The 24,884-nt window shown below is 72.7% G+C and carries 22 protein-coding genes and 1 pseudogene; 16 read left to right on the top strand and 7 right to left on the bottom strand.

The window, feature by feature from the left end; all coding sequences use genetic code 11:
* Positions 1–4 precede the first annotated feature (4 nt).
* Positions 5–3,379 carry a pyruvate carboxylase gene (locus ABZ098_RS37780; protein ID WP_356598287.1) on the bottom strand — a complete coding sequence of 1,125 codons (3,375 nt, stop codon included), beginning with the start codon at positions 3,377–3,379 and terminating at the stop codon, positions 5–7.
* Between the two features lie 160 nt (positions 3,380–3,539).
* On the opposite strand from ABZ098_RS37780, the gene ABZ098_RS37775 reads away from it, so the two are divergent.
* Positions 3,540–4,337 carry a DUF1684 domain-containing protein gene (locus ABZ098_RS37775; protein ID WP_356598285.1) on the top strand — a complete coding sequence of 266 codons (798 nt, stop codon included), beginning with the start codon at positions 3,540–3,542 and terminating at the stop codon, positions 4,335–4,337.
* On the opposite strand, the gene ABZ098_RS37770 is transcribed toward ABZ098_RS37775, so the two are convergent.
* The 3 genes from ABZ098_RS37770 to ABZ098_RS37760 form a co-directional block, all read right to left on the bottom strand.
* A complete protein-coding gene (locus ABZ098_RS37770) occupies positions 4,338–5,126 on the bottom strand; it encodes a DUF427 domain-containing protein (RefSeq protein WP_356598283.1) in 789 nt (262 codons plus the stop codon).
* A 31-nt stretch (positions 5,127–5,157) separates the two neighbouring features.
* On the bottom strand, positions 5,158–6,354 hold the full coding sequence (locus ABZ098_RS37765) for a cysteine desulfurase-like protein (RefSeq protein ID WP_356598282.1): 1,197 nt from the start codon (positions 6,352–6,354) through the stop codon (positions 5,158–5,160).
* Positions 6,355–6,477: 123 nt separating this feature from the next.
* Positions 6,478–6,846: a MerR family transcriptional regulator gene (locus ABZ098_RS37760; RefSeq protein ID WP_356598280.1), complete on the bottom strand. Its 369-nt coding sequence runs from the start codon at positions 6,844–6,846 to the stop codon at positions 6,478–6,480.
* Between the two features lie 99 nt (positions 6,847–6,945).
* On the opposite strand from ABZ098_RS37760, the gene ABZ098_RS37755 reads away from it, so the two are divergent.
* From ABZ098_RS37755 to ABZ098_RS37745, 3 genes are all read left to right on the top strand, one after another.
* A complete protein-coding gene (locus ABZ098_RS37755; RefSeq protein ID WP_356598278.1) occupies positions 6,946–8,019 on the top strand; it encodes an alkene reductase in 1,074 nt (357 codons plus the stop codon).
* 74 nt (positions 8,020–8,093) lie between these two features.
* The gene (locus tag ABZ098_RS37750) at positions 8,094–9,353 is read left to right on the top strand and encodes a glycosyltransferase family 4 protein (protein ID WP_356598276.1); all 1,260 of its coding nucleotides are present in this window, start codon (positions 8,094–8,096) and stop codon (positions 9,351–9,353) included.
* The gene (locus tag ABZ098_RS37745) at positions 9,350–10,123 is read left to right on the top strand and encodes a hypothetical protein (RefSeq protein WP_356598274.1); all 774 of its coding nucleotides are present in this window, start codon (positions 9,350–9,352) and stop codon (positions 10,121–10,123) included. Before ABZ098_RS37750 ends, ABZ098_RS37745 begins: the two co-directional genes overlap by 4 nt.
* Positions 10,124–10,150: 27 nt before the next feature.
* On the opposite strand, the gene ABZ098_RS37740 is transcribed toward ABZ098_RS37745, so the two are convergent.
* On the bottom strand, positions 10,151–11,308 hold the full coding sequence (locus ABZ098_RS37740; RefSeq protein WP_356598272.1) for a cytochrome P450: 1,158 nt from the start codon (positions 11,306–11,308) through the stop codon (positions 10,151–10,153).
* A 122-nt stretch (positions 11,309–11,430) separates the two neighbouring features.
* On the opposite strand from ABZ098_RS37740, the gene ABZ098_RS37735 reads away from it, so the two are divergent.
* The 4 genes from ABZ098_RS37735 to ABZ098_RS37720 all read left to right on the top strand — a co-directional run bounded on the left by ABZ098_RS37735 (position 11,431) and on the right by ABZ098_RS37720 (position 16,362).
* Positions 11,431–12,792 carry a hypothetical protein gene (locus ABZ098_RS37735; protein WP_356598270.1) on the top strand — a complete coding sequence of 454 codons (1,362 nt, stop codon included), beginning with the start codon at positions 11,431–11,433 and terminating at the stop codon, positions 12,790–12,792.
* Positions 12,793–12,854: 62 nt separating this feature from the next.
* Positions 12,855–14,075 carry an AAA family ATPase gene (locus ABZ098_RS37730; RefSeq protein WP_356598268.1) on the top strand — a complete coding sequence of 407 codons (1,221 nt, stop codon included), beginning with the start codon at positions 12,855–12,857 and terminating at the stop codon, positions 14,073–14,075.
* Positions 14,072–15,334, top strand: a complete 1,263-nt coding sequence (locus tag ABZ098_RS37725) for a VWA-like domain-containing protein (RefSeq protein ID WP_356598266.1) — start codon at positions 14,072–14,074, stop codon at positions 15,332–15,334. The genes ABZ098_RS37730 and ABZ098_RS37725 overlap by 4 nt, the downstream gene beginning before the upstream one ends.
* Positions 15,335–15,462: 128 nt before the next feature.
* A complete protein-coding gene (locus ABZ098_RS37720) occupies positions 15,463–16,362 on the top strand; it encodes an amidohydrolase (RefSeq protein WP_356598264.1) in 900 nt (299 codons plus the stop codon).
* On the opposite strand, the gene ABZ098_RS37715 is transcribed toward ABZ098_RS37720, so the two are convergent.
* Positions 16,346–16,780, bottom strand: coding sequence for a GNAT family N-acetyltransferase (locus tag ABZ098_RS37715; RefSeq protein ID WP_356598262.1), 435 nt, complete (start codon positions 16,778–16,780; stop codon positions 16,346–16,348). The two genes, ABZ098_RS37720 and ABZ098_RS37715, sit on opposite strands and share 17 nt — an antisense overlap.
* 26 nt (positions 16,781–16,806) lie before the next feature.
* On the opposite strand from ABZ098_RS37715, the gene ABZ098_RS37710 reads away from it, so the two are divergent.
* From ABZ098_RS37710 to ABZ098_RS37695, 4 genes are all read left to right on the top strand, one after another.
* Positions 16,807–17,334 (top strand): CGNR zinc finger domain-containing protein, encoded by a 528-nt coding sequence (locus ABZ098_RS37710; protein ID WP_356598260.1) that lies wholly within the window; start codon positions 16,807–16,809, stop codon positions 17,332–17,334.
* 131 nt (positions 17,335–17,465) lie between these two features.
* The gene (locus tag ABZ098_RS37705; RefSeq protein WP_356598259.1) at positions 17,466–18,404 is read left to right on the top strand and encodes a zinc ABC transporter substrate-binding protein; all 939 of its coding nucleotides are present in this window, start codon (positions 17,466–17,468) and stop codon (positions 18,402–18,404) included.
* A complete protein-coding gene (locus ABZ098_RS37700) occupies positions 18,401–19,201 on the top strand; it encodes an ATP-binding cassette domain-containing protein (RefSeq protein WP_356598258.1) in 801 nt (266 codons plus the stop codon). Before ABZ098_RS37705 ends, ABZ098_RS37700 begins: the two co-directional genes overlap by 4 nt.
* Complete coding sequence (locus ABZ098_RS37695) at positions 19,198–20,067, top strand: metal ABC transporter permease (RefSeq protein WP_356598257.1); 870 nt, start codon at positions 19,198–19,200, stop codon at positions 20,065–20,067. Before ABZ098_RS37700 ends, ABZ098_RS37695 begins: the two co-directional genes overlap by 4 nt.
* A 33-nt stretch (positions 20,068–20,100) precedes the next feature.
* On the opposite strand, the pseudogene ABZ098_RS37690 reads toward ABZ098_RS37695, so the two are convergent.
* Positions 20,101–20,874: pseudogene (locus tag ABZ098_RS37690) on the bottom strand (AraC family transcriptional regulator); the annotation flags it as partial.
* Positions 20,875–20,944: 70 nt separating this feature from the next.
* Here ABZ098_RS37690 and ABZ098_RS37685 point away from each other — a divergent pair.
* The 4 genes from ABZ098_RS37685 to ABZ098_RS37670 all read left to right on the top strand — a co-directional run bounded on the left by ABZ098_RS37685 (position 20,945) and on the right by ABZ098_RS37670 (position 24,790).
* A complete protein-coding gene (locus ABZ098_RS37685; RefSeq protein WP_356598256.1) occupies positions 20,945–21,766 on the top strand; it encodes a phytanoyl-CoA dioxygenase family protein in 822 nt (273 codons plus the stop codon).
* A gap of 2 nt (positions 21,767–21,768) precedes the next feature.
* Positions 21,769–22,050 (top strand): hypothetical protein, encoded by a 282-nt coding sequence (locus tag ABZ098_RS37680; protein WP_356598255.1) that lies wholly within the window; start codon positions 21,769–21,771, stop codon positions 22,048–22,050.
* A 90-nt stretch (positions 22,051–22,140) separates the two neighbouring features.
* Positions 22,141–23,898, top strand: a complete 1,758-nt coding sequence (locus ABZ098_RS37675) for a SpoIIE family protein phosphatase (RefSeq protein ID WP_356598254.1) — start codon at positions 22,141–22,143, stop codon at positions 23,896–23,898.
* Between the two features lie 517 nt (positions 23,899–24,415).
* On the top strand, positions 24,416–24,790 hold the full coding sequence (locus ABZ098_RS37670) for a hypothetical protein (RefSeq protein ID WP_356598253.1): 375 nt from the start codon (positions 24,416–24,418) through the stop codon (positions 24,788–24,790).
* Positions 24,791–24,884: the final 94 nt, after the last annotated feature.

The raw sequence follows: 24,884 nt of genomic DNA, 5'->3' as shown, positions 1-24,884 counted from the left end.
CGGCTCAGGCGATCTCGACGAGCAGGTCACCGCCCTCCACCTGCTGGATCTTGTTGATGGCGAGGCGGGAGACCCGGCCGGCCTTCGCGGCGGTGATCGAGGCCTCCATCTTCATGGCCTCGATGGTGGCCACGGTGGCCCCGGCCGCCACCTCGTCGCCCTCGGAGACCGCGAGCGTGACCACTCCGGCGAACGGGGCGGCGACATGGCCGGAGTTGGAACGGTCGGCCTTCTCCGTGGCCGGGATGTCCGAGGAGACGGCGGCATCACGGATCTGGATTGGCCGCAACTGGCCGTTGAGCGTGGACATCACCGTGCGCATGCCCCGCTCGTCGGCCTCGCCGATCGCCTCCAGCGCGATGAGGAGCCGCACACCGGGCTCCAGGTCGACGGCGTACTCCTTGCCCGGCCGAAGACCGTAGAAGAAGTCCTTGCTGTCCAGGAGGCTGGTGTCACCGTAGGACTGGCGGTGGGTCTCGAACTCGCGGGTCGGGGCGGGGAACAGGAGCCGGTTCAGGGTCGAGCGGCGGTCCTTCTCCAGGCCGGCGCGGTCCTCGGCGTTCAGTTCCTGGACGGGCTTGGCGTCGGCGCGGCCCTGCAACGCCTTGCTGCGGAAGGGCTCGGGCCAGCCGCCGGGCGGGGTGCCGAGCTCCCCGCGCAGGAAGCCGATCACCGAGTCGGGGATGTCGAAGCGGTCCGGGGTCTCCTCGAACTCCTTGGGGTCGACACCGGCGCCGACCAGGTGCAGGGCGAGGTCACCGACCACCTTGGAGGACGGGGTGACCTTCACCAGATGCCCGAGGAGCCGGTCCGCCGCCGCGTACATCGCCTCGATGTCCTCGAAGCGGTCGCCGAGGCCGAGGGCGACGGCCTGGGTGCGCAGGTTGGAGAGCTGGCCGCCGGGGATCTCGTGGTCGTAGACGCGCCCGGTCGGGGAGGCGAGGCCGGCCTCGAAGGGGGCGTACACGCGGCGGACGCTCTCCCAGTACGGCTCCAGGTCGCCGACCGCGCGCAGATCCAGGCCGGTCGGCCGGTCGGAGTGGTCGGTCGCGGCGACGATCGCCGAGAGGGAGGGCTGCGAGGTGGTGCCGGCCATGGAGGCCACGGCACCGTCGACCGCGTCGGCGCCCGCCTGGATCGCGGCCAGGTAGGTGGCGAGCTGGCCGCCCGCGGTGTCGTGGGTGTGGATGTGGACCGGGAGGTCGAACTCCCGGCGCAGTGCCGAGACCAGCTTGGCCGCGGCGGGGGCGCGCAGCAGGCCCGCCATGTCCTTGACGGCCAGGACGTGCGCGCCCGCGTCGACGATCTGCTCGGCGAGGCGCAGGTAGTAGTCGAGGGTGTAGAGGCGTTCGTTCGGGTCGGACAGGTCCGAGGTGTAGCAGAGGGCGACCTCGGCGATCGAGGTGCCGGTGGCGCGTACCGCCTCGATCGCGGGGCGCATCTGGCTGACGTCGTTGAGGGCGTCGAAGATGCGGAAGATGTCGATGCCGGTCTCGGCGGCCTCCTGCACGAAGGCGTCGGTCACCTCGGTCGGGTACGGGGTGTAGCCGACGGTGTTGCGGCCGCGCAGCAGCATCTGGAGGCAGATGTTGGGGACGGCCTCGCGCAGGGCGGCGAGGCGCTCCCAGGGGTCCTCGGCGAGGAAGCGCAGGGCCACGTCGTAGGTGGCGCCGCCCCAGCACTCCAGGGAGAGCAGTTCGGGCAGGGTGCGGGCGACCGCCGGGGCGACGGCGAGCATGTCCTTGGTGCGCACGCGCGTGGCGAGCAGCGACTGGTGGGCGTCGCGGAACGTGGTGTCGGTGACGCCGATGGTCGGCGACTCGCGCAGCCACCGCGCGAAGCCTTCGGGGCCCAGCTCGGTGAGCTTCTGCTTGGAGCCCGCGGGCGGCTCGATGTCCGGGGTCCTGGGCAGCTTGGAGACCGGGTCGATCAACTCGGGCCGCTCACCGTGCGGCTTGTTGACCGTCACGTCGGCCAGGTAGGTCAGCAACTTCGTGCCCCGGTCGGCGGACTGACGAGCCGTCAGCAGGTGCGGGCGCTGCTCGATGAACGACGTGGTGACGTTGCCCGCCTGGAAGTCCGGGTCGTCGAGGACGGCCTGGAGGAACGGGATGTTGGTGGCCACCCCGCGGATGCGGAACTCGGCCACGGCGCGCCGGGCCCGGTTGACCGCGGTGGTGAAGTCCCGGCCCCGACAGGAGAGTTTGACCAGCATCGAGTCGAAGTGGGCGCTGATCTCCGTACCGGCGTGGGTGGTGCCGCCGTCGAGCCGGATGCCGGAGCCGCCGGGCGAGCGGTAGGCGCTGATGCGGCCGGTGTCCGGGCGGAAGCCGTTGGCGGGGTCCTCGGTGGTGATACGGCACTGGAGGGCGGCGCCGTGGAGCCGGATCGCCTCCTGGGAGAGACCGAGGTCGGCGAGGGTGGCGCCGGCGGCGATCCTGAGCTGGGCCTGGACGAGGTCGACGTCGGTGACCTCCTCGGTGACCGTGTGCTCGACCTGGATGCGCGGGTTCATCTCGATGAAGACGTGGTTGCCCTCGCGGTCGAGGAGGAACTCGACGGTGCCCGCGTTGCGGTACCCGATCTCGCGGGCGAAGCGGACGGCGTCGGCGCAGATGCGGTCCCGCAGGTCCGGGTCGAGGTTGGGGGCGGGCGCGAGCTCGATCACCTTCTGGTGGCGGCGCTGCACCGAGCAGTCCCGCTCGTAGAGGTGGATGACGTTGCCCTGGCCGTCGGCGAGGATCTGCACCTCGATGTGGCGGGGCTCGACGACGGCCTTCTCCAGGAAGACGGTCGAGTCGCCGAAGGCGGAGGCGGCCTCGCGCGCGGCCGCCTCGATGGACTCGCGGAGCTGGGCGGGGTCCTCGACCCGCCGCATACCGCGCCCGCCGCCACCGGCGACGGCCTTCACGAACACCGGGAAGCCGATCTCGTCGGCGGCCCTGACCAGCTCGTCCACGTCGTCCGAGGGCGCCGAGGAGCCCAGGACCGGCACTCCGGCGGCGCGGGCGGCGGCGACCGCGCGGGCCTTGTTGCCGGTCAGTTCGAGGATGTCGGCGCTGGGGCCGACGAAGGTGATGCCCGCCTCCTCGCAGGCCCTGGCGAGCTCGGGGTTCTCGGAGAGGAAGCCGTAGCCTGGGTAGACGGCGTCGGCGCCGGCCTGGCGGGCGGCGCGGATGATCTCGTCGACGGAGAGATAGGCCCGCACGGGATGGCCCGGTTCGCCGATCTCGTAGGCCTCGTCGGCTTTGAGTCGGTGCAGTGAGTTGCGGTCCTCGTGGGGGAAGACGGCGACCGTCCTCGCGCCCACCTCATAACCCGCGCGAAACGCCCGGATCGCGATCTCACCACGGTTGGCGACCAGTACCTTGCGGAGCATTCCCGTTCCCTTCGGCCTGCCGGTGACGCCCCCATGGTCTCGGCAAAGGCGGCCGGTGGCCATGAGAGTCAGGTCACGTGTCGCGGACGGTTTGGGGATGATTCGCGCAGGTACGGGGGTTGTCACCCAGGACAGCACGCCGCCGTACCAGGGAGTGGACATGGGCTTCGTTCAGGAGTGGGAGGAGTGGCACCGGCAGAAGGAGGCGGTGCTCTCCGGACCGCACGGATTCCTCGCGATCACGGGCCTGCACTGGCTGAGCCCGGAGCCCGGCCGCTTCGAGGACGCCCCCGGCGCCTGGTCGGCGACCGCCGACGGGGTGGTGGTCGAGCTGGCCGAGGGCGAGGAGCTGACCGTGGACGGGCAGACCGTGCGGGGCCGGTACTCCTTCGGAGTGATCGCCGAGCGGGACAGCGTGTACGCCGACTGGGGCGAGGCCCGCCTGGAGATCGCCCGGCGCGGCGGCAACGACGTCCTGCGCCCCCGCCACCCCGACAGCGCCTTGCGTACGGCGTTCACGTACACGCCCGCGTTCGCGCCGGACCCGCGCTGGGTGGTCGAGGGCCGTTTCCTGCCGTACGACGAGCCGCGCCCGGTGACCGTGGGGGCCGCGGTGGAGGGCCTGGAGCACGTCTACGACTCCCCGGGGCAGGTCGAGTTCGAGCTGGAGGGCGCACGGCACCGGCTGACCGCGTTCAACGGGCGGGGTCCCGGCGCCCTGATGGTGCTGTTCACCGACAAGACCTCGGGCGTGACGACCTACGCGGCGAACCGCTCCCTCCAGATCGCGCCGCCCGACGCCGACGGCAGGGTCACGATCGACTTCAACCGGGCGGCGAACCTGCCCTGCGCCTACACCGACCTGGCCACCTGCCCGCTCCCGCCGACCGAGAACCGGCTGCCGGTGGCGGTCGAGGCGGGCGAGCGGATCCCTCTGGAGCGGGGCGGGCGGCCCTGATCACTTCACGGTTCCGGTGAAGGGGGTCACCGGCCGCTCCAGGCGCTCCCCGTCCACGGTGATGTCGACGGCCTCGTTGAAGAACGCGAGAAGTCCCTTGACGGCAGCCACGGCGGGGAGCGGGTCGGGGTAGCTCCAGACGATGTTCTCGTGGCCGCCCACCGACCAGTACGCGGCGGTGCCCTTGTAGGGGCAGCCGGTGTGGTGGTCGGTGGCTTCCAGGAGGTCGAGGCGGACGTCCTCGCGCGGGATGTAGTACCGCGTGGGCAGGCCGGTCTCGAAGAGCAGGACGGGGCGGCGGGTGTCGGCGACGAGCATTCCGTCGATCTCGACCTGGACATGGCGGCTGCTGGGCATGGCGTCGACGCGTTTGTGCGGGTCACGGGGGTGGATGAAGATCTCTTCCTCCTCCTCGTACCAGTGGTCGAGGCCGGTCCCCCAGCGCCGGAACCACGCGAAGGCGATGTGGTCGGCGAGGTCGGCGGCCGGGAAGGTCCAGGCGGCGTTCTCGACGAGCTCGCCGTCGACGTCGAGGTCGTAGAAGACCTGGGAGCCGGTGTGGGTCCCCGTCGCGGGGTTCTTCGCCGGGCGGAGCAGGTCCTCGCGGACGTCGGCGCGCGGGAAGGCGTACAGCGGGACGGGGACGTCGGGCTCCCAGACGAGGACGGGGTGCCGGCTGTCGACGACCGTGACCTCCCCCTTGCGGCCGCGCACCCAGCGCTCGCTGGGCTCCCACAGCAGCCCTTCCGGGGTGGTCCGTACGTCTCGTGCGGTGGGGAACGTGATCATGGGCGGCTCTCCCTTCACCTCTTCGGGAAGTTCACCTCTTCAGGAAGTCTGTCAGTCCCGTCAGGAGCCGGTCGACGTCGTGCACGTCGTTGTAGGGGGCGAGGCCGACGCGCAGGCCGCCGGTGTCGCCGAGGCCGAGCCGGCGGGATGCCTCGACGGCGTAGAAGGAGCCGGCCGGGGCCTGGACGCCGCGCTCGGCGAGGAAGCCGTACGCGTCGGCCGTGCTTCGGTTCTCGAAGGTGAGCAGGACGGTCGGGGTGCGGTCGGCGGCCCGGGAGTGGACGGTGACGCCGTCGAGCGCGGCCAGGCCCTCGTCGATCCGGGTGCGCAGGACGTGTTCGTGGGCTTCGAGGGCGGTGTACCCGGCGGCCAGTCGCTGCCTTCGGGTGCCGGTGGCGTCCGCGTCGAGCCGCTCGGCCAGGAAGTCGACCGCCGCTGTCGTGCCGGCGAGGAACTCGTAGGGCAGCGTGCCCAGTTCGAAGCGCTCCGGGACGGCGTCGCTGGAGGGCAGCAGCTTGTCCGGGCGCAGGGTCTCCAGCAACTCCGGGCGGGCGGCGAGGACTCCGTGGTGCGGGCCGAGGAACTTGTACGGGGAGCAGACGAAGAAGTCCGCGCCGAGCCGCTCCAGGTCCACGAGGGAGTGGGCGGTGTGGTGGACGCCGTCCACGTACACGAGGGCGCCGGCCTCGTGGGCGGCCGCGGCGATCGCGGGGATGTCGGGGCGGGTGCCGATCAGGTTGGAGGCGGCGGTGACGGCGACGAGCCGGGTGCGCTCGGACAGCACGGCCCGAATGGCGTCGACGGTCAACTCCCCCGTCTCCGGGTCGAATTCGGCCCACCGCACGGTGGCGCCCGACTGGATCCAGGGGCGGATGTTGGCGTCGTGGTCGAGACGGGTGACGACCACCTCGTCGCCGGGCGCCCACGTCCTGGCGAGGGTGCGCGAGAAATCGTAGGTGAGTTGGGTGGCGCTGCGGCCGAAGACGATGCCCGCCGGGTCCGCCCCGAGCAGGTCGGCCATGGCTCGGCGGGCCCCGGTGACGATCCGCTCGGCGTTGCGCTCCCCCAGCGTGATCCGCCCCCGGTTCGACAGGGGCTGTGCCAGGGCGTCGGCGATGGCCCGGATCACCGGCTCGGGGGTCTGGGTGCCGCCGGGGCCGTCGAAGTGCGCGGTGCCGGCGGCGAGAGCCGGGAAGTGGGAGCGGAGGGCGGCGATGTCGTACGGCACGTGAGCTCCTCGGTCCGGCCGGATGCGGTGATCCCAGCGTTTCACGCCGTACGCAGGCTCTCGCGGTGGGACCGGTTCGAGACGTCGGGGATGTGCACGGGCTCCCCGGACCGGCCCAGCGTTCTACGCCGTACGCAGGCCCTCGCGGTGGGAGCGGTTCGTGGCCATCAGCCCGTCGAGGGCGTCCCGGGTGCGGATCAGGTCCGCGATGTGCTCGGAGAGGCGGTCGCGTTCCTCGGCCATCCGTCGCAGCGCGGCGTCGGACGTCTCCTCGCTGGGCGAGTCGACGCACGGCAGGAGTTCGACGATCGTGCGGCTGGACAGTCCGGCCGCGTACATGCGCTGGAGGAAGACCACGCGCTCGACCGCGTACTCGGTGTAGTGCCGCTGCCCGCTCGCGCTGCGCGTGCTGGTGAGCAGGCCCTGTTCCTCGTAGTACCGCAGGGCCCGGACGCTGACCCCGGCCCGTGCCGACAACTCCCCGATGCGCACGTGCTTCTCCTCGCGGGCTTGACCCTCACGTCGACGTCAGGTTTTAGCGTAACCGTGTGCCCGGGACACGGGTACGACGAATCACCGAGGAGACATGACGTGACGACGCTTTTCACCGGTTTCCGGCTCGGCGGAATGCAGCTGCCCAACCGGGTGGTCATGGCCCCGATGAGCCGGGTGCGGGCCGCCGAGGGCGGTCTGGCGACGCCGTCGATGGCGCGCTACTACGCCCAGCGGGCCACGGCCGGCCTGATCGTCAGCGAAGGGGTGCAGCCGAGTCTGATCGGACAGTCCAATCCGGGCACGCCGGGGCTGTACACGGACGAGCAGGTGGCCTCGTGGCGCCCGGTGACCGAGGCCGTGCACACCAACGGCGGCCGGATCTTCGCGCAGATCATGCACGGCGGCCGGGTCTCGCACCCCGACACCACCGGACTGCGGCCCGTCGGCCCGTCGGAAGTCCCGGCCACCGACGGGGTGTTCACGCCCACGGGACCGCAGCCCGCGCCGGTTCCGCGGGCGCTGGAGACGGCGGAGGTCCCCGAGCACGCCGAGTCGTACGCCCAGGCCGCGCGCCGGGCCGTCGACGCCGGGTTCGACGGAGTGGAACTGCACGGCGCCAACGGCTACTTGATCTCGCAGTTCCTCTCCTCCAACGCCAACCTGCGCACGGACCGTTACGGCGGCTCGGTGGCCGGCCGGATCCGGTTCGCCGTCGAGGCGGCCGCCGCGACCGTGGACGCCGTGGGTGCGGAGCGGACCGGGATCCGGCTCTCACCGGGCGGCACGTTCTGGGGAGTCGAGGAGTCGGACGTCCCCGAGCTGTACACCGCGCTCCTGACCGAGCTGGCACGGCTCGAACTGGCCTACGTCCATCTGGAGGCCACCGCCCCGGAGGAGACCCTCGTCGCCCTGCGCCGCGTCTGGCCGGGCACACTGGTCATGAACCCGGTGCTGCCGATGGGCGCGAAGCAGACCGGCCGCGCCGAGGCCGACCACTGGCTCGGTCTCGGCGCCGAACTCATCAGCTTCGGCCGCGCCTTCATCGCCAACCCGGACCTGGTCGAGCGGCTGCGCACCGGACTGCCGATCGCCCCCGCCGACGAGGCCACGTACTTCCAGGGCGGGGACAGCGGCTACCTCACTTATCCCGCATACCAGTACACGGCGTGACGTCCGGGCGGCGCGGACACCACGAATGGGTAACGAAGGTCAACCGAAGGCAATGCCGGGTGGTCTAGCCCGACATGAAGATCTCTTTCCTGCTCCACAACGCCTACGGGATCGGAGGCACCATCACCACCACGTTCAATCTGGCCACGGCCCTGGCCGAACGGCACGAGGTGGAGATCGTCTCCGTGTTCCGGCACCGTGAGCTGCCCAACTTCGTGCTGGATCCCCGGGTCTCGCTGCGGCCGCTGGTCGATCTCAGGCAGGAGAAGGAACACCCCCTGCACCTGAGACCGGCGCGCGTGTTCCCGCGCTCCGAGTACCGGTACGGGCAGTACAGCGAGCTGACCGACCAGCGCGTGGCCGAGGCCCTCGCCACCATCGACGCGGACGCGGTGATCGGCACCCGGCCCGGGCTCAACGTGCACCTGGCGGGCCAGGCGCCGCCCCATGTCGCCCGGATCGGACAGGAACACCTCACGCTGGACAACCACTCGCCCCGGCTGCGCACCGCGCTGCGCCGGGCCTACCGCGGCCTCGACGTGCTCACCACGGTCACCGAGGCCGACGCGGCCACCTACCGGCGCCGGATGCGGCTGCCCGGCGTACGGGTGGAAGCACTGCCCAACAGCGTGCCGGATCCCGTGCTGCCGGCCGCGGACGCCTCCGCCAAGGTGGTCGTCGCGGCCGGCCGGCTGGTCCCGGTGAAGCGGTACGACCTTCTCGTCGAGGCCTTCGCCGCGGTCGCCGCCGAGCATCCGGACTGGCAGCTGCGCATCTACGGCAAGGGCGAGGAGCACGACCGGCTGCGGCGGCTCATCACCGACCTCGGCCTGTGGAACAACGTCTTCCTGATGGGTGCCGCGGCCCCGATGGAGGCGGAGTGGGTCAAGGGCTCGATCGGGGTCGCCGCCTCCGACTTCGAACCCTTCGGCATGACCATCGTCGAGGCGATGCGCTGCGGACTGCCCGTGGTGAGCACCGACTGCCCGCACGGGCCCGCCGAGATCATCGCGGAGCGGGTCGACGGCAGGCTGGTGCCGGTCGGGGACCGGGACGCGATGGCGGCGGCCCTGCTGGAGCTGGTCCGGGACGACGAGCTGCGCCGCCGTATGAGCCGGGCGGCCCTGGAGAACGCGCGCCGGTTCGCTCCCGGCCCCGTCGTCGAACAGGCCGAGCGGCTCATCGCGGAGGCCGTCTCGGCGCGGCGGGAGGGCCGGCCGGTCGTGCGGGAACGGCAGGGCGGGACACTGACCGCCCGGGGCTCCGCCGCCAGGGACACCGCGCTGATCGCGGCGAGCGGCGCACTGCGCCTCGTACGGAAGGGACGGTCATGACCACGCCACGCGCCGGATGCGCGATCGACTCGGAGGGCCGGATCACCTTCGAGCTGCCGACAGGCCCCGGGCACGGGTTGCTGCTGCGGCTGCGTCCGAAGAAGGGAGAGCCGGAGGACACCCTGCACGTCCTCGACCTGGACTCCGTCGGCGAGGGCCGCGCCCGGGCCGTACTGGGCACGGATCCCGTGCTCGCGGAGGGGCGGTGGGACGTGTACCTGCTGGACGGGTCCGAGCGCACGCGTGTGCGGCCGGGCCCCCGTGACCTGCGGGCCCTGGTCGACGGGCACCTGCGTGAGCGGCGGGGGCCGCTGGCCGTGCGGGTCCCCTATGTCACCCAGGACGGCTACCTCGCGCTGCGCACCTGGCTGCGGCCCGCGCACGCGGAGGTCGGCCGCGTGGACGTCACGGGCTCGGCGCTGCGGTTCGAGGCCCTGCTGCACGGCGCCTCGCTGCTGGACGGCGCCGAGGTGCTGCTGCGGCTGCGGCGGGACCCAGGGGTCGTACGCGCCCTGGAGCCGCTGCCCGGAGAGGACGGCCGGAACTTCTCGTTCACGGTCGACGACGGGACCCTGGACACCGGCATCTGGGACATGTTCGTACGGCCCGCGCCCGGAGCCGGGCTGATCCGGCTCGCCCGTCTCCTGGACGACGTGGCGGACCGCAAGCACGTCTTCGTCTACCCCGGCGCCACGGCCGGGAAAGCCGTCGTGCGGCCGTACTACACGGTCGACAACGACCTGTCCCTGGAGGTGAAACGGTCCGGCTGAGTGCGTCCCGGGCGGACTTCCGCGCGGTCAGCCCCAGAGCACGTGGAGCGTGGACGGCTTGCGGAAGACCAGCCCGCGCGGGGCGGTCGGGTGGTCCGGGTCGAGACGGAGGGCGGGGAGCCGATCGAGCAGGTGCCGCAGGGCGACGCGGGTCTCCAGGCGGGCCAGATGGGCGGCGAGGCAGTAGTGGGGGCCGTGCGCGAAGGCCAGGTGGAGGCGGGCGTTCGCGCGGCGGACGTCGAAGCGGTCGGGGTCGGGGAAGAGCGCGGGGTCCCGGTTGGCGCCCGTCAAGGAGACGGTGACGAGGTCGCCCCGGTAGATCGTGGCCTGGCCGAGCGTGGTGTCGCGGGTGGCGTAACGGTCCACGACGGCCGCGCCGGGTTCGAGGCGCAGCGACTCCTCGATCGCTCCGTCGAGCAGTGCGAAGTCGGCCTGGACGAGGGCGCGTTGGTCGGGGTGGCGGAGGAGGTGCAGCAGCGCGTTGGTGATCATCGCCTCGGTGGTCTCGATGCCGCCGAACATCAGCACCGCGGCGTTGGAGGCCACTTCCGCCGGCGCCAGCCGGTCGGCGGCGCAGGCCAGGAGCGAGGACTCGGCCCCTTCGGCGACCGTGGCCTCGACCGCCTGCCGCAGCCGCGCGTACGCCTGCGGGCCCGCGGTCCCTGCCGCACGGCCCTCGGTGAGGTCCGAGACCGACCGCACGATGGCGTCGTACCAGGAGAGGACCGTGTCCGTGCCGGTGCCCACCAGTCCGAGCGCCTCGGTGACGACGGCGACGGCGAGCGGGCCGGCGAAGGCGCGGCGCAGTTCGGCGGCGCCCGCAGGTTCGAGCGCGGTGACGAGACGGTGGGTCTCCGACTCGATGAACCCGGCGTACCCGTCCCGCACTTCACGCGGGCGGAAGGGCGCGGTGAACGGCTCGCGGTGGCGGGTGTGTTCGGCCCCGTCCAGGGAGAGCATGCTCGGGCCGACGATCCGGGCGGTCGAGAAGCGGGGGTCGTCGACGGTGAAGGTCTCGGCGTCCCGCATCACGTCGAGGGCGAGATCGCGGCGGGTCACCAGCCAGCCGTTCAGTTCGGGCAGCCAGGAGACGGGTTCGTGGGCGCGGAGTTCGGCCAGGCGCGGATGTGGATCGCCGGCGAGTCCGGCGAGCGTGGTGGCGGCGCCGAGCGGGAATCCGATCACGCCCCAGGCTAACCCGGCGGAAAACACGTGGCAGATACGCCTGGGGGCGGCTTACGCTGCTCCACGATGACGACTCACACTCCTGAACGATTGGGGGTCCCGTCCGCGCAAGGTGAGCGCTGATGCTCACTTCGACCGCGAACGAGGACATCCGTACGTCCTTCTGGCCGCGCGTGCGCGAGTTCGCCGTGCCGGCCTCCATGATCGAGACCGCGACCGCCCGTCGCCGTGCCGGGGACTGGGCGGGGGCGTGTGCGGCGGCGGGTTTCGACGTCGATCTCGACCTCCGTGCCGTGACCTGCGATCACGGTCGGGACCTGGCCTCGCGGCTCCGCTCCGATCTCCGCGTCCTCGCTCCCGACCTGCTGCGCTGGCACATGCCGAGGATCGCCCCGGACGGGCTGCTGCGGCCCGGTCTGACCCTGACGCTGGCACGGTACGAGACCGTCGAGGGCCCTGTGCACCTCGTGGCCCGGACCGCGCCCGCCTGGGCGGACGCCGGCCAGCGCATCAGCCTCGCGCTGTGGTCCCGGTCCACGCTTGACGCCGTACGGCATCCGCACCCGCGCCCGAACCGGCGGTTCCGACTGGATCTGCACCGGCATCTGTGGGACGCGGGCCGGGCCGGGGAGTTGCGGGGGCGGTCGGGGGCCAGTGAGCCTCCGGCCGTCCAGCAACGCCCCCTAGGTGCACCACACTTGGCCATACCGGGCGCCTGTGCCGTCGACCGTTGGGCGGCCGAGGCGCGGATACTGCTCGGCGCCGAAGGGCGTTCCGGTGGCCGCCTGTTGGTGCGGTGGGGCGGACGGCACCGGCTGGTGCTGGAGCTCGCCGCGGACGAAGACCTGATACGTCCCGTACCGACGCCGTCGGCCGGTGTCGTCGCCTCACTGCCGGTACTGCCCGACGCGGCGACCTGGGTGCTGCCCGACCTCCGACTGCTGCGCGCCGGTGCGATCGAGGCGGACCGGCTGCACCCTCTGGTCGCCGCCGCGTTGGTACCGGACCGCGCCATCACCGGGCCGCCCCGCGCCCCCGACGGGCCCGGACAGCCACGTCTCGTGGAGTGCCGGGGAGCCGTCCACCGGATCGGCCTGGTCGAGGGGGTACTGGCCCCGCTGGACCACGACCCGGACGAGATCAGGCGGGAGGAACTGCTGGTCGAGCTGACCGGCACTCCGCTCCCCTGCCTCCAGGAGATCGACGAGGCACACCGCCGTCCGCACTGCCTGGACGGCGTCCGCGAACGACTCGTGCACGGCGACACCGCAGGCGCGCTGGCCGTCGTGGAAGCACTGCTCGGTCCCGAGGCGCTGCTGCGCACCGGCCCCCTCCGGGACGAGCTGGAGGCGGCCGCGCTGCGGCGCGTCACCTACGGCCTGTTCAGGGCGGGTCTGACGGGACCCGGGCCCGCCCGGTTCCGCCCGCCTCCGACCGGTCGCGGCTCCCGGAACCGGCGCTCCCGTCCGCGCCGCGCGACCTGATTCCGCCACCGGGGACACCGTCCCCTCCTGCTGTCCCCCTCCTAGACCACAGGTGATCACTCATGCCCATGACCGCCCCTGCGCCCGCCTCCCAACTCGACATCGCCGCCGAATTGGTGACCCTGCTGCGCGACTCCACCACCGAGCCGCGCCCCGACTCCCAACTGGAGGCCCTCACCCTGGCCGTGGCCGCCGATCTGCCGGTTCTTCTGTGGGGTGAGCCGGGCATCGGCAAGACGGCTGCCCTGACCCAGCTCGCCGCTGCCCTGGACCTGCCGCTGACCACGGTGATCGCCAGCGTGCACGAGCCGTCCGACTTCTCCGGACTGCCCGTGGTCGGGGACGATCCCGCCAACCAGGGCGTGCCGATGGCCCCGCCCGACTGGGCCGTACGGCTGGTGCGGGCCGGGCGGGGGCTGCTGTTCCTGGACGAGTTGTCCACCGCGCCGCCCGCCGTCCAGGCCGCGCTGCTCAGGCTCGTCCTGGAGCGGCGGATCGGCGCGCTCCAACTGCCGCCCGGTGTGCGGATCGTGGCCGCCGCCAACCCACGCTCCTCGGCGGCCGACGGCTGGGAACTGAGTCCGCCGCTGGCCAACCGGTTCGTCCATCTCAAGTGGACCCACGACCACGAGGTCGTCGTGCGGGGGCTCGGCGGGACCTGGCCGCGGGCCACCCTGCCGCGGCTCGATCCGGGCAAGCTGACGGAGGCCGTGGCGTTCGCCCGCCGCGCGGTGTGCGGGTTGCTCGCCGCGCGGCCCACCCTCGTGCACCGGCTGCCCACCAACGAGACCCGGCGCGGCGGCCCCTGGCCGTCGCCGCGGAGCTGGGACATGACGTTGTCCCTGGTCGCCTTCGCGACCGCGGCCGGTTCCGCCCGGGACGTGCTCTCCCTGCTGGTCCGGGGCACGGTGGGCGACGGTCCGGGCCTTGAGCTGCTGGCCAGCCTGGACCGGCTGGACCTCCCGGACCCTGAGGACGTGCTCGCCGATCCGGCGGGGGCCGTCCTGCCCGAGCGGGGAGACCTGCGGCAGGCCGTGCTCGACGGTGTGGTGGCGGCCGTGCGTGCCCGTCCGGACCGGGCCCGCTGGGACTCGGCGTGGGCGGTGCTGGTCCGGGCGCTGGAGACGGGGGCGCCGGACCTGGTGGTCGTGCCCGCGACGACGCTCGCCTCGCTGCGGCAGCAGGACTGGGACGTGCCGGAGACCGTCGAGAGGCTCGCCGGGACGGTGGCGCTGTCGCGGCGGGCGGACCGGGCGGCGGCCGCCGCCAAGGCCCGCCGATGAGCCAGGACACCCCCGAGGAGCGGGGCCGTCTGGACCGCGACAAGCTCTTCGCCGCCCGTCTGCACGCCGCCCGGGCCCGCCCGTACCTGGCCACCGCGCTGTTCGCCCTGCACACCGTCGAGTCGAGGCGGGTGCCGACGATGGCCGTCGACCGGCACTGGCGGTGCTATGTCTCCCCGGCGTTCGTGGACCGGATGCCGGTGGAGGAGCTGGCGGGCGTGTGGGTGCACGAGGTGTCCCATCTGCTGCGTGACCACCACGGGCGCGGTGACCGGGTGGCCCGGGAGCGCGGGCTGACCGGTGTCGGGGACCGGCTGCGGATGAACATCGCCGCGGACTGCGAGATCAACGACGACGTGTACGGCGACGGACTGGTCCCACCCGAAGGCGCCGTGTGGCCCTGGCGGTTGCGGCTGCCCGAGGGGCAGCTCATGGAGGAGTACCTGGACGGGATCAGCCTCGGGCCGCTCACCCTCGACCTGACCTGGCTGGACTGCGGCAGCGGTGCCGACGGTCTGGAGCGCGACTGGGACCTGGGTCCCGAGGGGGCGGACGGACTGAGCGAGCAGGAGCGGGACGCGGTCCGCTTCCGGGTGGCGCAGGGCATCAAGGCGCGCCCCGGGAGCACGCCGCAGGGGTGGCGGCGGTGGGCCGAGGAGGCGTTCCATCCGCCGCAGCCGTGGCGGGACCTGCTGGGCGCGGCGCTTCGTTCCGCGGTCTCCGGTTCCGGGGCGGGCGACGACTACAGCTACGGCCGTCCCTCGCGGCGCGCGGCGGGCGTCCCCGGCGTGGTGCTGCCGAGTCTGCGGCGCCGGCCGCCCAGGGTCTGCGTGATCATCGACACCTCCGGCTCGGTCAGCGACGGCGAACTGGGCAGCGCCCTCCTGGAGGTGGCCGCGATCTCCCGGGCCGTGGGCGGCCGCCGCGACCTGATCAGCGTGCTCTCGTGCGACGCGGCGGCCGGGGTCGTGCGTCCGCTGTGCCGGGCCGAGGGCCTTCCGCTGGTCGGCGGCGGAGGCACCGACCTGCGCACGGGCTTCGAGAAGGCGCTGCGCTCGCGCCCCGATGTCGTCGTGGCGTTGACGGACGGTCAGACGCCCTGGCCGAGCGCGCGGCCCTCGTGCCGTACGGTCATCGGTCTGTTCCCGCGACCCGACAGAAGCCAGGCGCGAAGGGAGAACAGTCCCGAGTACGTGCCCGACGCTCCGCCCGCCTGGGCCCGCGTGGTGGAGATCGGCTCGGCGTCCGGAGGCGGGTGAACCCGGGAGTCGTGAGCGGGGCGGCCGACCTCGGTGCTGCCGTGGGGTGGACGTGGAGGTGGTGGGCCACGAGATCATGGGGCAGGCGGAGTCCGGAGCCCATCGCGGGCCCGGGTGGGAGGAGCGCCATGACCAATGTCGACGTGCACCAGCATCTGTGGAGCCCGTCGCTGGTGACGGCCTTGCGGGCGCGCCGCGAGCCGCCGTACCTGGACGGCTGGACGCTGTATCTGGACGGTGAGCCGCCCTACGACCTCCCGCCCGCCGACCACGACGTGGACCGGCGGGCGGAACTCGCCGCGACCGACGGGCTCGGCCTCGCGCTCGTCTCCCTCTCGGCGCCGATCGGCGTGGAGTGGCTTCCCGCGGCCGAGGCAAGGCCGCTCCTCGACGCCTATCACGAGGGCGCGGCCGCGCTGCCCCGGCCCTTCGGGGCGTGGGCCGCCGCCTGTGTGCGGGACATCGACGCCGGGGCGACGGCCGGCTACCTCGACCAGGGGTTCGTCGGCCTCCAGTTGCCCGCCGACGCCCTCGTGGACGCGGCCGGTTACGCCCGCTGCGCCCCGCTGCTCGACCTGCTCGAGGAGCGCGACCTCCCGCTGTTCGTCCATCCGGGGCCGGCGGCCGGTGGCTGCGAGGGGCCCGGCTGGTGGCCCGCGATGGTCCCCTACGTCCAGCAGATGCACGCCGCCTGGTTCGCGTTCCACGCCCACGGCCGTCCCCGTCACCCACGGCTGCGGGTGTGCTTCGCGCTGCTGGCGGGGCTCGCCCCGCTGCACGGGGAGCGGTTCGCCGCGCGCGGGGGCGGCGGGACCAGCCCGGACCCGTCGGTCTTCGTCGAGACGTCCTCGTACGGGCCGCGTGCGGTCGAGTCCGTCGTGCGGGCCCTGGGCGTGGACGCCGTGGTCCAGGGCTCGGACCGGCCGTACGCGGAGCCGCCGCAGCACCCCGGCCACGGGCTCGGCGGAGCGGCGGCCTACGCCTTCCGTATCGCCAACCCCCGGCGGCTGCTCACCGGGAAGGGCTGACGGCGCGGCGCGGGGGCGCGTGCTCGACGGGGGCGCGCAGTTCCACCCGGGAGACGCCGTGGTCCCGGAACCAGGCGAGCAGGCCCCTGACGACGGCGCCGCCGTGGTCGTGCCGCCGGTGGTCCGGATCGGTGACCACTGCGACGACGTGCCCGGCCCGCCCCCCGCGCGAGCCGGGCCGGGGCGGGCGTCGGTCGACGGTGCCGATGCCGCAGGCGGCGAGTCCCTCGCCCTCGGCGTCCACGACCAGGACGCGCACGTCGTCCGCGGCGAGCTGTTCCCACAGCGCCACGGCCAGGGCGTCGAGCTCGTCGCCGTCGAGTTCCCCGGACCGCAGAGCCCGCAGACGCACCAGTTCCACGAGGTCGTACGCGACCGCCTGCCGTACCGTCCTTGAGCTTTCGCTGCCTTGTCGCATGCCGACCAGGTTGGTGTAATGCCCTTGTGCATCTCAACCCTTACGGCGAGGACCCGGTGAATCTGGCGGCGGATCTGGCCAACCGGCGTCCGGCCGACGTCACGGAGCTCGCGGACCGCTGCCGCGCCGCCGGGGTGGTGCTGGACGGCCCGGTCACCCCGCGGGACCTGGCCCGCACCGGTGAACTGCTGGACGCGTGGGAGAAGGTCGTCGACGCCCCGGACGAGGAGGAACGCGCCGCGCTGCTCAATCGGATGCTGGCGACGGCGGCCGCGTACCCGCGGATGACCAACCACGTGGGCACCGGCTGGCATCTGCACTACCGCGACGAGGGACAGCCGCTCGGCGAGGTGCTGTACTCCCTGATCGCCGTGGGCACCGCCCTGCACCTCGCGGGACGCGGCATGCACCGGCTGCGGCGCTGCGAAGTGACGGAATGCGCCGTGATCTTCGCCGACACCACCCGCACCGGCCGCCGGCGGTACTGCTCCCACCGCTGCGCCAACCGCGACGCGGTCCGCCGCCATCGGGCCCGCACCGCACCCTCGGGCTAGCGCGGGCGAGGCCCGGACCAGGGGCGGGTCAATTATTGGCAACGGTTTTCACATACCGGTCACCAGGACTGTTTACGACAATCATTTCCATCTAGCGTGACGGGGCAATCAGAACCGCGCTTGGAGGATCCATGTCCACGTCCCCGTCCCGCCGTCTGGCCCTGCTCGTCGGCGCCTCCGTCGCCCTGCTGGCAGGATGCGGCAGCTCTTCGGACTCCGGGAGCGACGGGAACGCTTCCGCGACCCCGGCCGCTTCGTCCAAGGTCGCCGTCGTCGCCTCCACCAACGTCTACGGCGACATCGTCTCGCGCATAGGCGGCGACAAGGTCTCCGTCACCTCGGTCATCAGCGACCCCGACCAGGACCCGCACTCCTACGAGGCCAGCACCCAGAACCAGCTGGCCCTGTCGAAGGCGAAGGTGGTCGTCGAGAACGGCGGCGGCTACGACGACTTCGTGGACCGGATGCTCAAGAGCGGCGGCAACTCCTCCGCGGAGGTGATCAACGCGGTGAAGGTGTCCGGCAAGGCCGCCCCCAAGGGCGGCGAGCTCAACGAGCACGTCTGGTACGACTTCCCCTCGGTCGCGAAGATCGCCGACCGCATAGCCGCCGCCCTCGGCAAGGCCGACCCCGCGAACGCCGCCGCCTACACGAAGAACGCCGACGCGTTCAAGGCGGACCTCAAGCCGCTGGAGGCCAAGGAGGCCGAGATCAAGAAGGAGCACGGCGGTGAGGCGATCGCCATCACCGAGCCCGTGCCGCTGTACATGACCGGGGCGAGCGGCCTGGTCGACAAGACGCCCGAGGAGTTCAGCGAGGCCATCGAGGAGGGCGACGACGTCTCCCCCAAGGTCCTCCAGGAGACTCTCGCCCTGTTCACCGACAAGCAGGTCAAGGCGTTGGTCTACAACGCGCAGACCTCCGGCCCGCAGACCGAGAAGTCCGAGCAGGCGGCCAAGGCGGCCGGCATCCCCGTGGTCCCGGTGACGGAGACCCTGCCCAGCGGCAAGGACTACCTCACCTGGATGACCGGCAACGTCGACGCGCTCGCGAACGCCCTGGCCAAGTGAGCACGGTCATCAGCCTGCGCGGGGCCGCTCTCTCCTACGGCCCGCGCCCGGTCTGGCGTGACCTCGAACTCGACGTGCGGGCAGGGGAGTTCCTCGCCGTGCTGGGCCCGAACGGCGCCGGCAAGACCAGCTTCGTGCGGGCCCTGCTCGGCCGACAGCCGCTGTCGGCAGGAGAGTTGACGGTGCTGGGCCGCTCGCCCCGGGAAGCGGCCCGGCACATCGGCTACGTCCCCCAGCAGGCGGCCCTGTCCGCGCAGGCGATGCTCCGCGCCCGGGACCTCGTGCGCTTCGGCATCGACGGCCACCGCTTCGGACCGCGCCCGCGCACGGCCGCCGTGCGCAGGCGCGTCGACGAGATCCTCGCCTCCGTGGGCGCCTCCGCGTACGCCGACGTGCCGCTCGGGCAGTTGTCCGGCGGCGAGCGCCAACGCGTCCGCATCGGGCAGGCCCTCGCGACCGACCCCCGCGTCCTGCTGTGCGACGAGCCGCTCCTCTCCCTCGACCTCCACCACCAGCGCGCGGTCACCGAGTTGGTGGACGCCCGCCGCCGGTCCCACGGCACGGCGGTGGTGTTCGTGACCCACGAGATCAACCCGGTGCTCGACCTGGTGGACCGGGTGCTGTACCTGGCCCCGGGCGGCCATCGCGTCGGCACCCCCGACGAGGTCCTCACCTCCGAGTCCCTGTCCCACCTGTACGGCACCCGGGTCGACGTCGTCCGGGTGCACGGCCGGGTCGTGGTGGTCGGCGCCCACGACGACCACGCGCACCAGCTGCCCGAGGAGGTCCGGCCATGAGCGTCTGGCACGAGCTGTTCAACTTCGAGAACTACGGCGAACTCCTCGTCCTGGTCCGCAACTCGCTCATCGCCGGCGCGGCCCTCGGCCTGGTCGGCGGCCTCGCCGGGGTCTTCGTCGCGATGCGCGACCTGCCGTTCGCGGTGCACGGCATCAGCGAGTTGTCCTTCGCGGGCGCCTCCGGGGCACTGCTCCTGGGCACGAACATCGTGGCGGGCTCGATCACCGGTTCGCTGCTCGCCGCCGGGGCGATCGGCGTGCTCGGCACGCGCGCGCGTGACCGCAACTCGGTGATCGGCATCCTGATGCCCTTCGGACTGGGCCTCGGGGTGCTCTTCCTCGCCCTCTACAAGGGACGGGCGGCGAACAAGTTCGGCCTGCTCACCGGTCAGATAGTCGCCGTGGACACCCCGCAGACGACCTGGCTGCTCGCCACCTCCGCGGTGGTGCTGATCGCCCTCGCGGTGATGTGGCGGCCGCTCGCCTTCGCCAGCGCCGACCCGGACGTCGCCGAGGCCCGCGGGGTCCCGGTGCGGGGGCTCTCCTTCGCCTTCATGATCGTGCTGGGTCTGGCGGTCGCCCTGTCCGTGCAGGTCGTGGGCGCCCTGCTGGTGCTCTCCCTGCTGATCACCCCGGCCGCGGCCGCCGCCCGCGTCACCGCGTCACCGGTCCTGCTGCCGCTGCTCAGCGTGGTCTTCGCCATGGCGTCGATCGAGGGCGGCATCCTGCTGGCCCTGGGCAGCAGCATCCCGATCAGCCCGTACGTCACGACGATCTCCTTCGTCCTCTACGCCGGCTGCGCGGTGGTCGGCCGGTACCGGACCCGGCACCGGGGCGCCCGACGGACGGTCGCGGTGCCTGCCTGAGCCCCGCCCTGTCTCCGGCCTCTCCCCGCCCTGTCCCCGCCGCTCTCGTACAGCCCGCGGCGAGACCCCCAACTCCTTGCGGCAGGTCTTGTTGAAGGCCTGGAGGTCGGGGATGCCGACGGTCGCGGCGATCGCCGGGATGGCCAGCGTCGAGGCGATGAGCAGGTGCCGGGCGCGTTCCATGCGGCGGCGCCTGATGTAGGCGACGACGGTATGTCCGGTGTCCTCGCGGAACAGCCGGGTCAGATGGGTGTGCGAGACCCCGGCGGCACGGGCGATGCCGGGGACGGTCAGGGGGCCGGCCAGGTGCTCCTCGATATGGGCGATCGCCGTCCGCAGCGCGGGGTGCCGGGCCCGGTCCTCGCCTGCTCCGGCCAGGCCGGTCGTGCGCCACAGCACCGTCCACAGTTCGGCGGAGGCCCGGGCCGGGGACTGCGCGCTCGCCGCGACCGTTTCCCGCAGCAGCCCGGTCAGCTCCGCCGCGTCCGCACCGGCGTCCTGCATCACCGGGACCCGGTGCCGCTCGCCGTCGCCCGGCAGCCGGAAGTGGGCGTAGAGGTGCTCGCAGCGCGTGGCGTCGTAGTGGAAGTGCACCTCGGTGTCGGGCGGGACGAGGCTCACGTGTCCGGGGCGGATCGGGTGCCGGGAGCCGCCGAACTCCAGGGCGCCCGAGTAGCCGTAGAGATGGAGCTGCCACAGGCGCGGGAGGCGGAACACGTCGTGCGGGCCCGCGGAGCCGTGCACGCCGACACCCGCGTTCTCCACGTGGGGCGGCAGGTCGAGGGCCAGGTCGACATGGCGGGTCATGGTGGAAAATTACCAGTGGTCGTCGATTACAGCCCACGACCGCGGGGACGGATGTTCCTACGGTTGCCGTATGTCAACCACACGACAGCTACTGAACTCCGTCCAGGTGGCGCGGTTCGTGGCCCACGGTTTCCTGCGCCTGGACGGCATCGTGCCCCGGGAGATGAACGAGGAGGCGCCCGCGGTCTTCGCCGCCGGGCTGCCCTCCGTGCCGTACGGCACCCCCGTGCCGAAAGCCTTCCCCGAAGGTTCCTTCGCCCGGCGACTCGTCGAACTACCCGCTGTCGCGGGGGCGTTGGAGAGCCTGGTGGGTCCGGATCCGACCGTCGACCACCACTTCGTGCACACCCGTGAGCCGCGCGAGGGCAGCGCGCAGCCGCTGCACGCCGACGCCATCGTCGATCTGCGGCCCGACGCCTTCGACGTCCAGCTCATGTACTACCCGCAGGAGGTCACCGCGCAGATGGGCGGCACGCTCATCGTGCCCGGCAGCCATCTGCGCCGTACCAACGAGTCCGACACCGGCCGCTACCAGAACCTGCGCGGCCAGACCCGGCTGACCTGCCCGGCCGGCACGGTCGTGCTGCTGCACCACGGGATCTGGCACGGCGGGCGGCGCAACGACAGCGACACCGTCCGCCACATGTACAAGATCCGCTTCAACCCGACCGTGCCGCAGGTGCGGCTGTGGGACACGGCGGACCTGGACGCTCCCGCCGTCCGGGAGGAGCTGGAGCGCGGCTTCCCCTGGTACGAGCAGGCCACGGGCCGGCTGGAGATCCTCAACCGGATCAGGCTGTGGCGCGTCCTGTCGGGCGAGCCCGCGTTCGACATCGAGTACTGGGCCACCCGCATCGCCAACCGGCCCGCCGCACAGAGGAGCCAGGCGTGATCATGTCCACCACCGTGCGCCAGCAGGTTCTCGTCCTGTACCTGGACACCTCGGCGCTCGACTCGCGCGTCGTCGGCTGGGCCCGCTACGACGGTACCGGCGCCGACCGCCCCACCACCGGGGACAGCGACGAGCCGCCGTACGAGACGGGCGTCGCCGCCCTGCACGACGGCTGGCGGCTCTTCCAGGCCTCGCAGCTCGTCCCGCCGTATCCGGGGACGGAGCACGATACGTCGTTCCTCAAGCACGAGTTCTTCTTCGAGAAGCTGGTCAGCGGCGAATGAGACCCAGCTCATAGCCTCAGCGTCTCGAATGTGGTCCAATACGCCATAAGTATGACGAATCGGACTCCGCCCTTCGAGGAATCACACCCCATGACGCACCCCCGTCTGTCCGCCCCGTCCGCCCCCTTCCTGTCCTCGGGGACGCTGCGGGAGCTGTCGGAGGCGGCCCGGGCGGCGGGGACGGGGGAGGTGCTGGACGAGCTCTGGACGGCCCGCCGGTTCCTGGACGGGACGCCGGCGGCCGTCGCGGTCCTGGACGCGGACCTGCGCTATCTGTACCTCAACGACACGCTGGCCGAGTTCAACGGGCTGCCCGTCGAGGATCACCTCGGCCGTCCGATGCCCGAGGTGATCCCCGGCTCCGGGCCCTCGGCCGAGGTGGCCCGCGAGGTGCTGCGCACGGGACGGCCGCAGACGGTCGTGTTCGACGGCCGGGTGCCCGACGACACGGTGGACGTGCCCCGCTGGTGGCTCGGCGCCTTCCACCGGCTGGAGGCGGAGGACGGCGGGATCCTCGGGGTCGCCGCCGTCGTCATGGAGGTCACCGAGGGCATCCGGCAGCGCGAGTCGCTCCGGCGGGCCCAGGAGCGTCTGGAGCTGCTGGAGGAGATAGCCGCCCGGGTCGGCGGCACGCTCGACGCGGCCGAGGCGTGCCGGGCACTCACCGATCTGCTGGTACCGCGGTTCGCCGACTACGCCGCCGTGGACGTGCTCGACCCCGAGGGCACGCGCCGGGCCCCGGCCACCCCCGTCCCGGTGCGGCTGCGGCGCATGGCGGTGGCCGCCGCGCCCGGCGTGCCCGACCCGCTCACCCCCGTGACCAGAAGCGGTGAGGTGATCTTCCACCAGGCCAGTTCGTCGATGTCCCAGGTGCTGACCGGGCACAGGCCGATGGTGCTCAACCGGCCCGACGACGACACCGTGCGTCTGCTCGCCCCCACACCGCAGCGCCTCGAACGCTACCGCGCCCTGGAGCTGCACTCCGCGGCCTATCTGCCCCTCATGGTCGGCGGCGAGGCCGTCGGGGCGGTCATGCTCGGCCGCAGGGCGCACTCCCCCGAGTTCACACCGGACGACGTCGAGCTTCTGGAACTGCTGACCACGCGGGCCGCGACGGGCATCGGGCACGCCCTGCGCTACACCCACGAGCACGAGACCGCGCTGGAGATGCAGCGCGCCTTCCTCGCCACCCCTCACATACCGGGGCCGGACGTGGAGATCGCCAGCCGCTACCTGCCCGCCGGGCGGGGGGCCGAGGTGGGCGGCGACTGGTTCGACGCGGTCGGACTGCCCTCCGGACGCACCCTGCTCGTGGTCGGGGACGTCATGGGGCACGGCGTGCGGGCCGCCGCGGCCATGAGCGAGTACCGCTCGCTGCTGCGCGCGCTGGCCCTGCAGGGTCTCGCACCCGACCGACTGCTCACCGAGGCGGACCGCACCGCCCACGCGCTCGACCTGGACCGCGTCGCCACCTGTGTGCTGGCCCTCCTGGACCCCGCCGCCCAGGACGTGGTCCTGGCCACGGCCGGTCATGTCCCGCCCCTGCTGGTCCGGCCCGGTGCCGTCCCCGAACTCGCGGACCTGCCGGTCGGACCTCCGCTGGGCACGGGGTCGGGCGGATACGAGAGCCGGCGCTGCCCCATGCCGCCGGGCAGCCTGCTGCTGGCCTACACGGACGGGCTCGTGGAGCGGCGCGGCGAGGACATCGACACGGGGCTCGCCGCCCTCGCCGCCACGCCGGTCGCCGCCGAGCAGGCCCTGCCCGACATCCTCACCGCGGTACTCGACCGGCTGGCACCGGCGCAGTCGGAGGACGACGTGACGCTGCTGGCGGCCCGCACGCTGTAGGGCGGCGCGGATCCGGGTGACCATCCTGAGTCGTCGCTGATGACGCATGGGGGCTCCCTCCGGGGGCGACGGTCCGATGCCGGGCATGGACCCTGCCGGGCATGGATCAACCTTCGCGGAAGAGCGAGGGCGGTCGCCTCGGCCGTTCGGCCAAAGACCGGTCGGGGGTCGGCGGCACGGGGTGGGCCTTTCGGCCGATGCAGCCGCCGCTGTCGACGAAGCCGCGGTCGACGCAGCCGCCGTAGCCGACGCGGCCGACACAGCCGCCGTAGACAAGGGAGCCGGCGCGGCGCATGGCTCCCGGACGGACCCCAGGAGTCCGGTTCCGACGTCATCTTCCGTCTCCGGAAGGCCAGTTGTAGCCCAGCAGGCGGTCGCTTCGGTATGGCGTTCAGTCAACGCCGGGCAGTCCCGAAGACCCCGCGTCCGGCCCCCGCTCCGCGCATACGTTCCCCTCATCCGGCGGACGGACCCGACCACGGGCCCGCCGCGATCCACAGGCACAAAGGGAGGCTCCGTGGCGAGTGTGGAAGTGTCGCTGAAGGAGATGATGGCCGGGACGGAAGGGGCGATGGCGGCCGCGGTGGTCGACTACACCAGCGGAATGGCGCTGGGCACCCTGGGCGGCGGCAAGGACCTGGACACGACGGTCGCGGCGGCCGGCAACACCGACGTCATCCGGGCCAAGGTGCGCACCATGGAGCAACTGGGGCTCAAGAGCGAGATCGAGGACATCCTGATCACGCTCGAGCACCAGTACCACCTCATCCGCCTGGTGACCGGCCGCACCGGCAACGGCCTCTTCCTTTACCTGGTCCTCGACAAGGCCCGCTCGAACCTGGCGATGGCCCGGCACCAACTCAAGCGGGTGGAGGCGCAGTTGGAGATCTAGATCTGCTCCGGGTCGGGACGCCGTGCGCCCACGATGTGAAGACTTCTTCAAGTCGCCACATCCACATCAGTCCAATCCGTGGCCGCCCGGCGTC

The organism is Streptomyces sp. NPDC006335, from assembly GCF_040612795.1.
Lineage (GTDB): Bacteria > Actinomycetota > Actinomycetes > Streptomycetales > Streptomycetaceae > Streptomyces.
Note: the sequence above shows the minus strand (reverse complement) of the source record. Positions and strands in the feature narration are given on the sequence as shown.

Bases quoted from the DNA above. Each gene is read 5' to 3' on its own strand.
- ABZ098_RS37780 (WP_356598287.1), bottom strand. From the start codon at position 3,379: ATGCTCCGCAAGGTACTGGTCGCCAACCGTGGTGAGATCGCGATCCGG.
- ABZ098_RS37775 (WP_356598285.1), top strand. From the start codon at position 3,540: ATGGGCTTCGTTCAGGAGTGGGAGGAGTGGCACCGGCAGAAGGAGGCG.
- ABZ098_RS37770 (WP_356598283.1), bottom strand. From the start codon at position 5,126: ATGATCACGTTCCCCACCGCACGAGACGTACGGACCACCCCGGAAGGG.
- ABZ098_RS37750 (WP_356598276.1), top strand. From the start codon at position 8,094: ATGAAGATCTCTTTCCTGCTCCACAACGCCTACGGGATCGGAGGCACC.
- ABZ098_RS37745 (WP_356598274.1), top strand. From the start codon at position 9,350: ATGACCACGCCACGCGCCGGATGCGCGATCGACTCGGAGGGCCGGATC.
- ABZ098_RS37735 (WP_356598270.1), top strand. From the start codon at position 11,431: ATGCTCACTTCGACCGCGAACGAGGACATCCGTACGTCCTTCTGGCCG.
- ABZ098_RS37730 (WP_356598268.1), top strand. From the start codon at position 12,855: ATGCCCATGACCGCCCCTGCGCCCGCCTCCCAACTCGACATCGCCGCC.
- ABZ098_RS37725 (WP_356598266.1), top strand. From the start codon at position 14,072: ATGAGCCAGGACACCCCCGAGGAGCGGGGCCGTCTGGACCGCGACAAG.
- ABZ098_RS37720 (WP_356598264.1), top strand. From the start codon at position 15,463: ATGACCAATGTCGACGTGCACCAGCATCTGTGGAGCCCGTCGCTGGTG.
- ABZ098_RS37715 (WP_356598262.1), bottom strand. From the start codon at position 16,780: ATGCGACAAGGCAGCGAAAGCTCAAGGACGGTACGGCAGGCGGTCGCG.
- ABZ098_RS37705 (WP_356598259.1), top strand. From the start codon at position 17,466: ATGTCCACGTCCCCGTCCCGCCGTCTGGCCCTGCTCGTCGGCGCCTCC.
- ABZ098_RS37695 (WP_356598257.1), top strand. From the start codon at position 19,198: ATGAGCGTCTGGCACGAGCTGTTCAACTTCGAGAACTACGGCGAACTC.
- ABZ098_RS37685 (WP_356598256.1), top strand. From the start codon at position 20,945: ATGTCAACCACACGACAGCTACTGAACTCCGTCCAGGTGGCGCGGTTC.
- ABZ098_RS37680 (WP_356598255.1), top strand. From the start codon at position 21,769: ATGTCCACCACCGTGCGCCAGCAGGTTCTCGTCCTGTACCTGGACACC.
- ABZ098_RS37675 (WP_356598254.1), top strand. From the start codon at position 22,141: ATGACGCACCCCCGTCTGTCCGCCCCGTCCGCCCCCTTCCTGTCCTCG.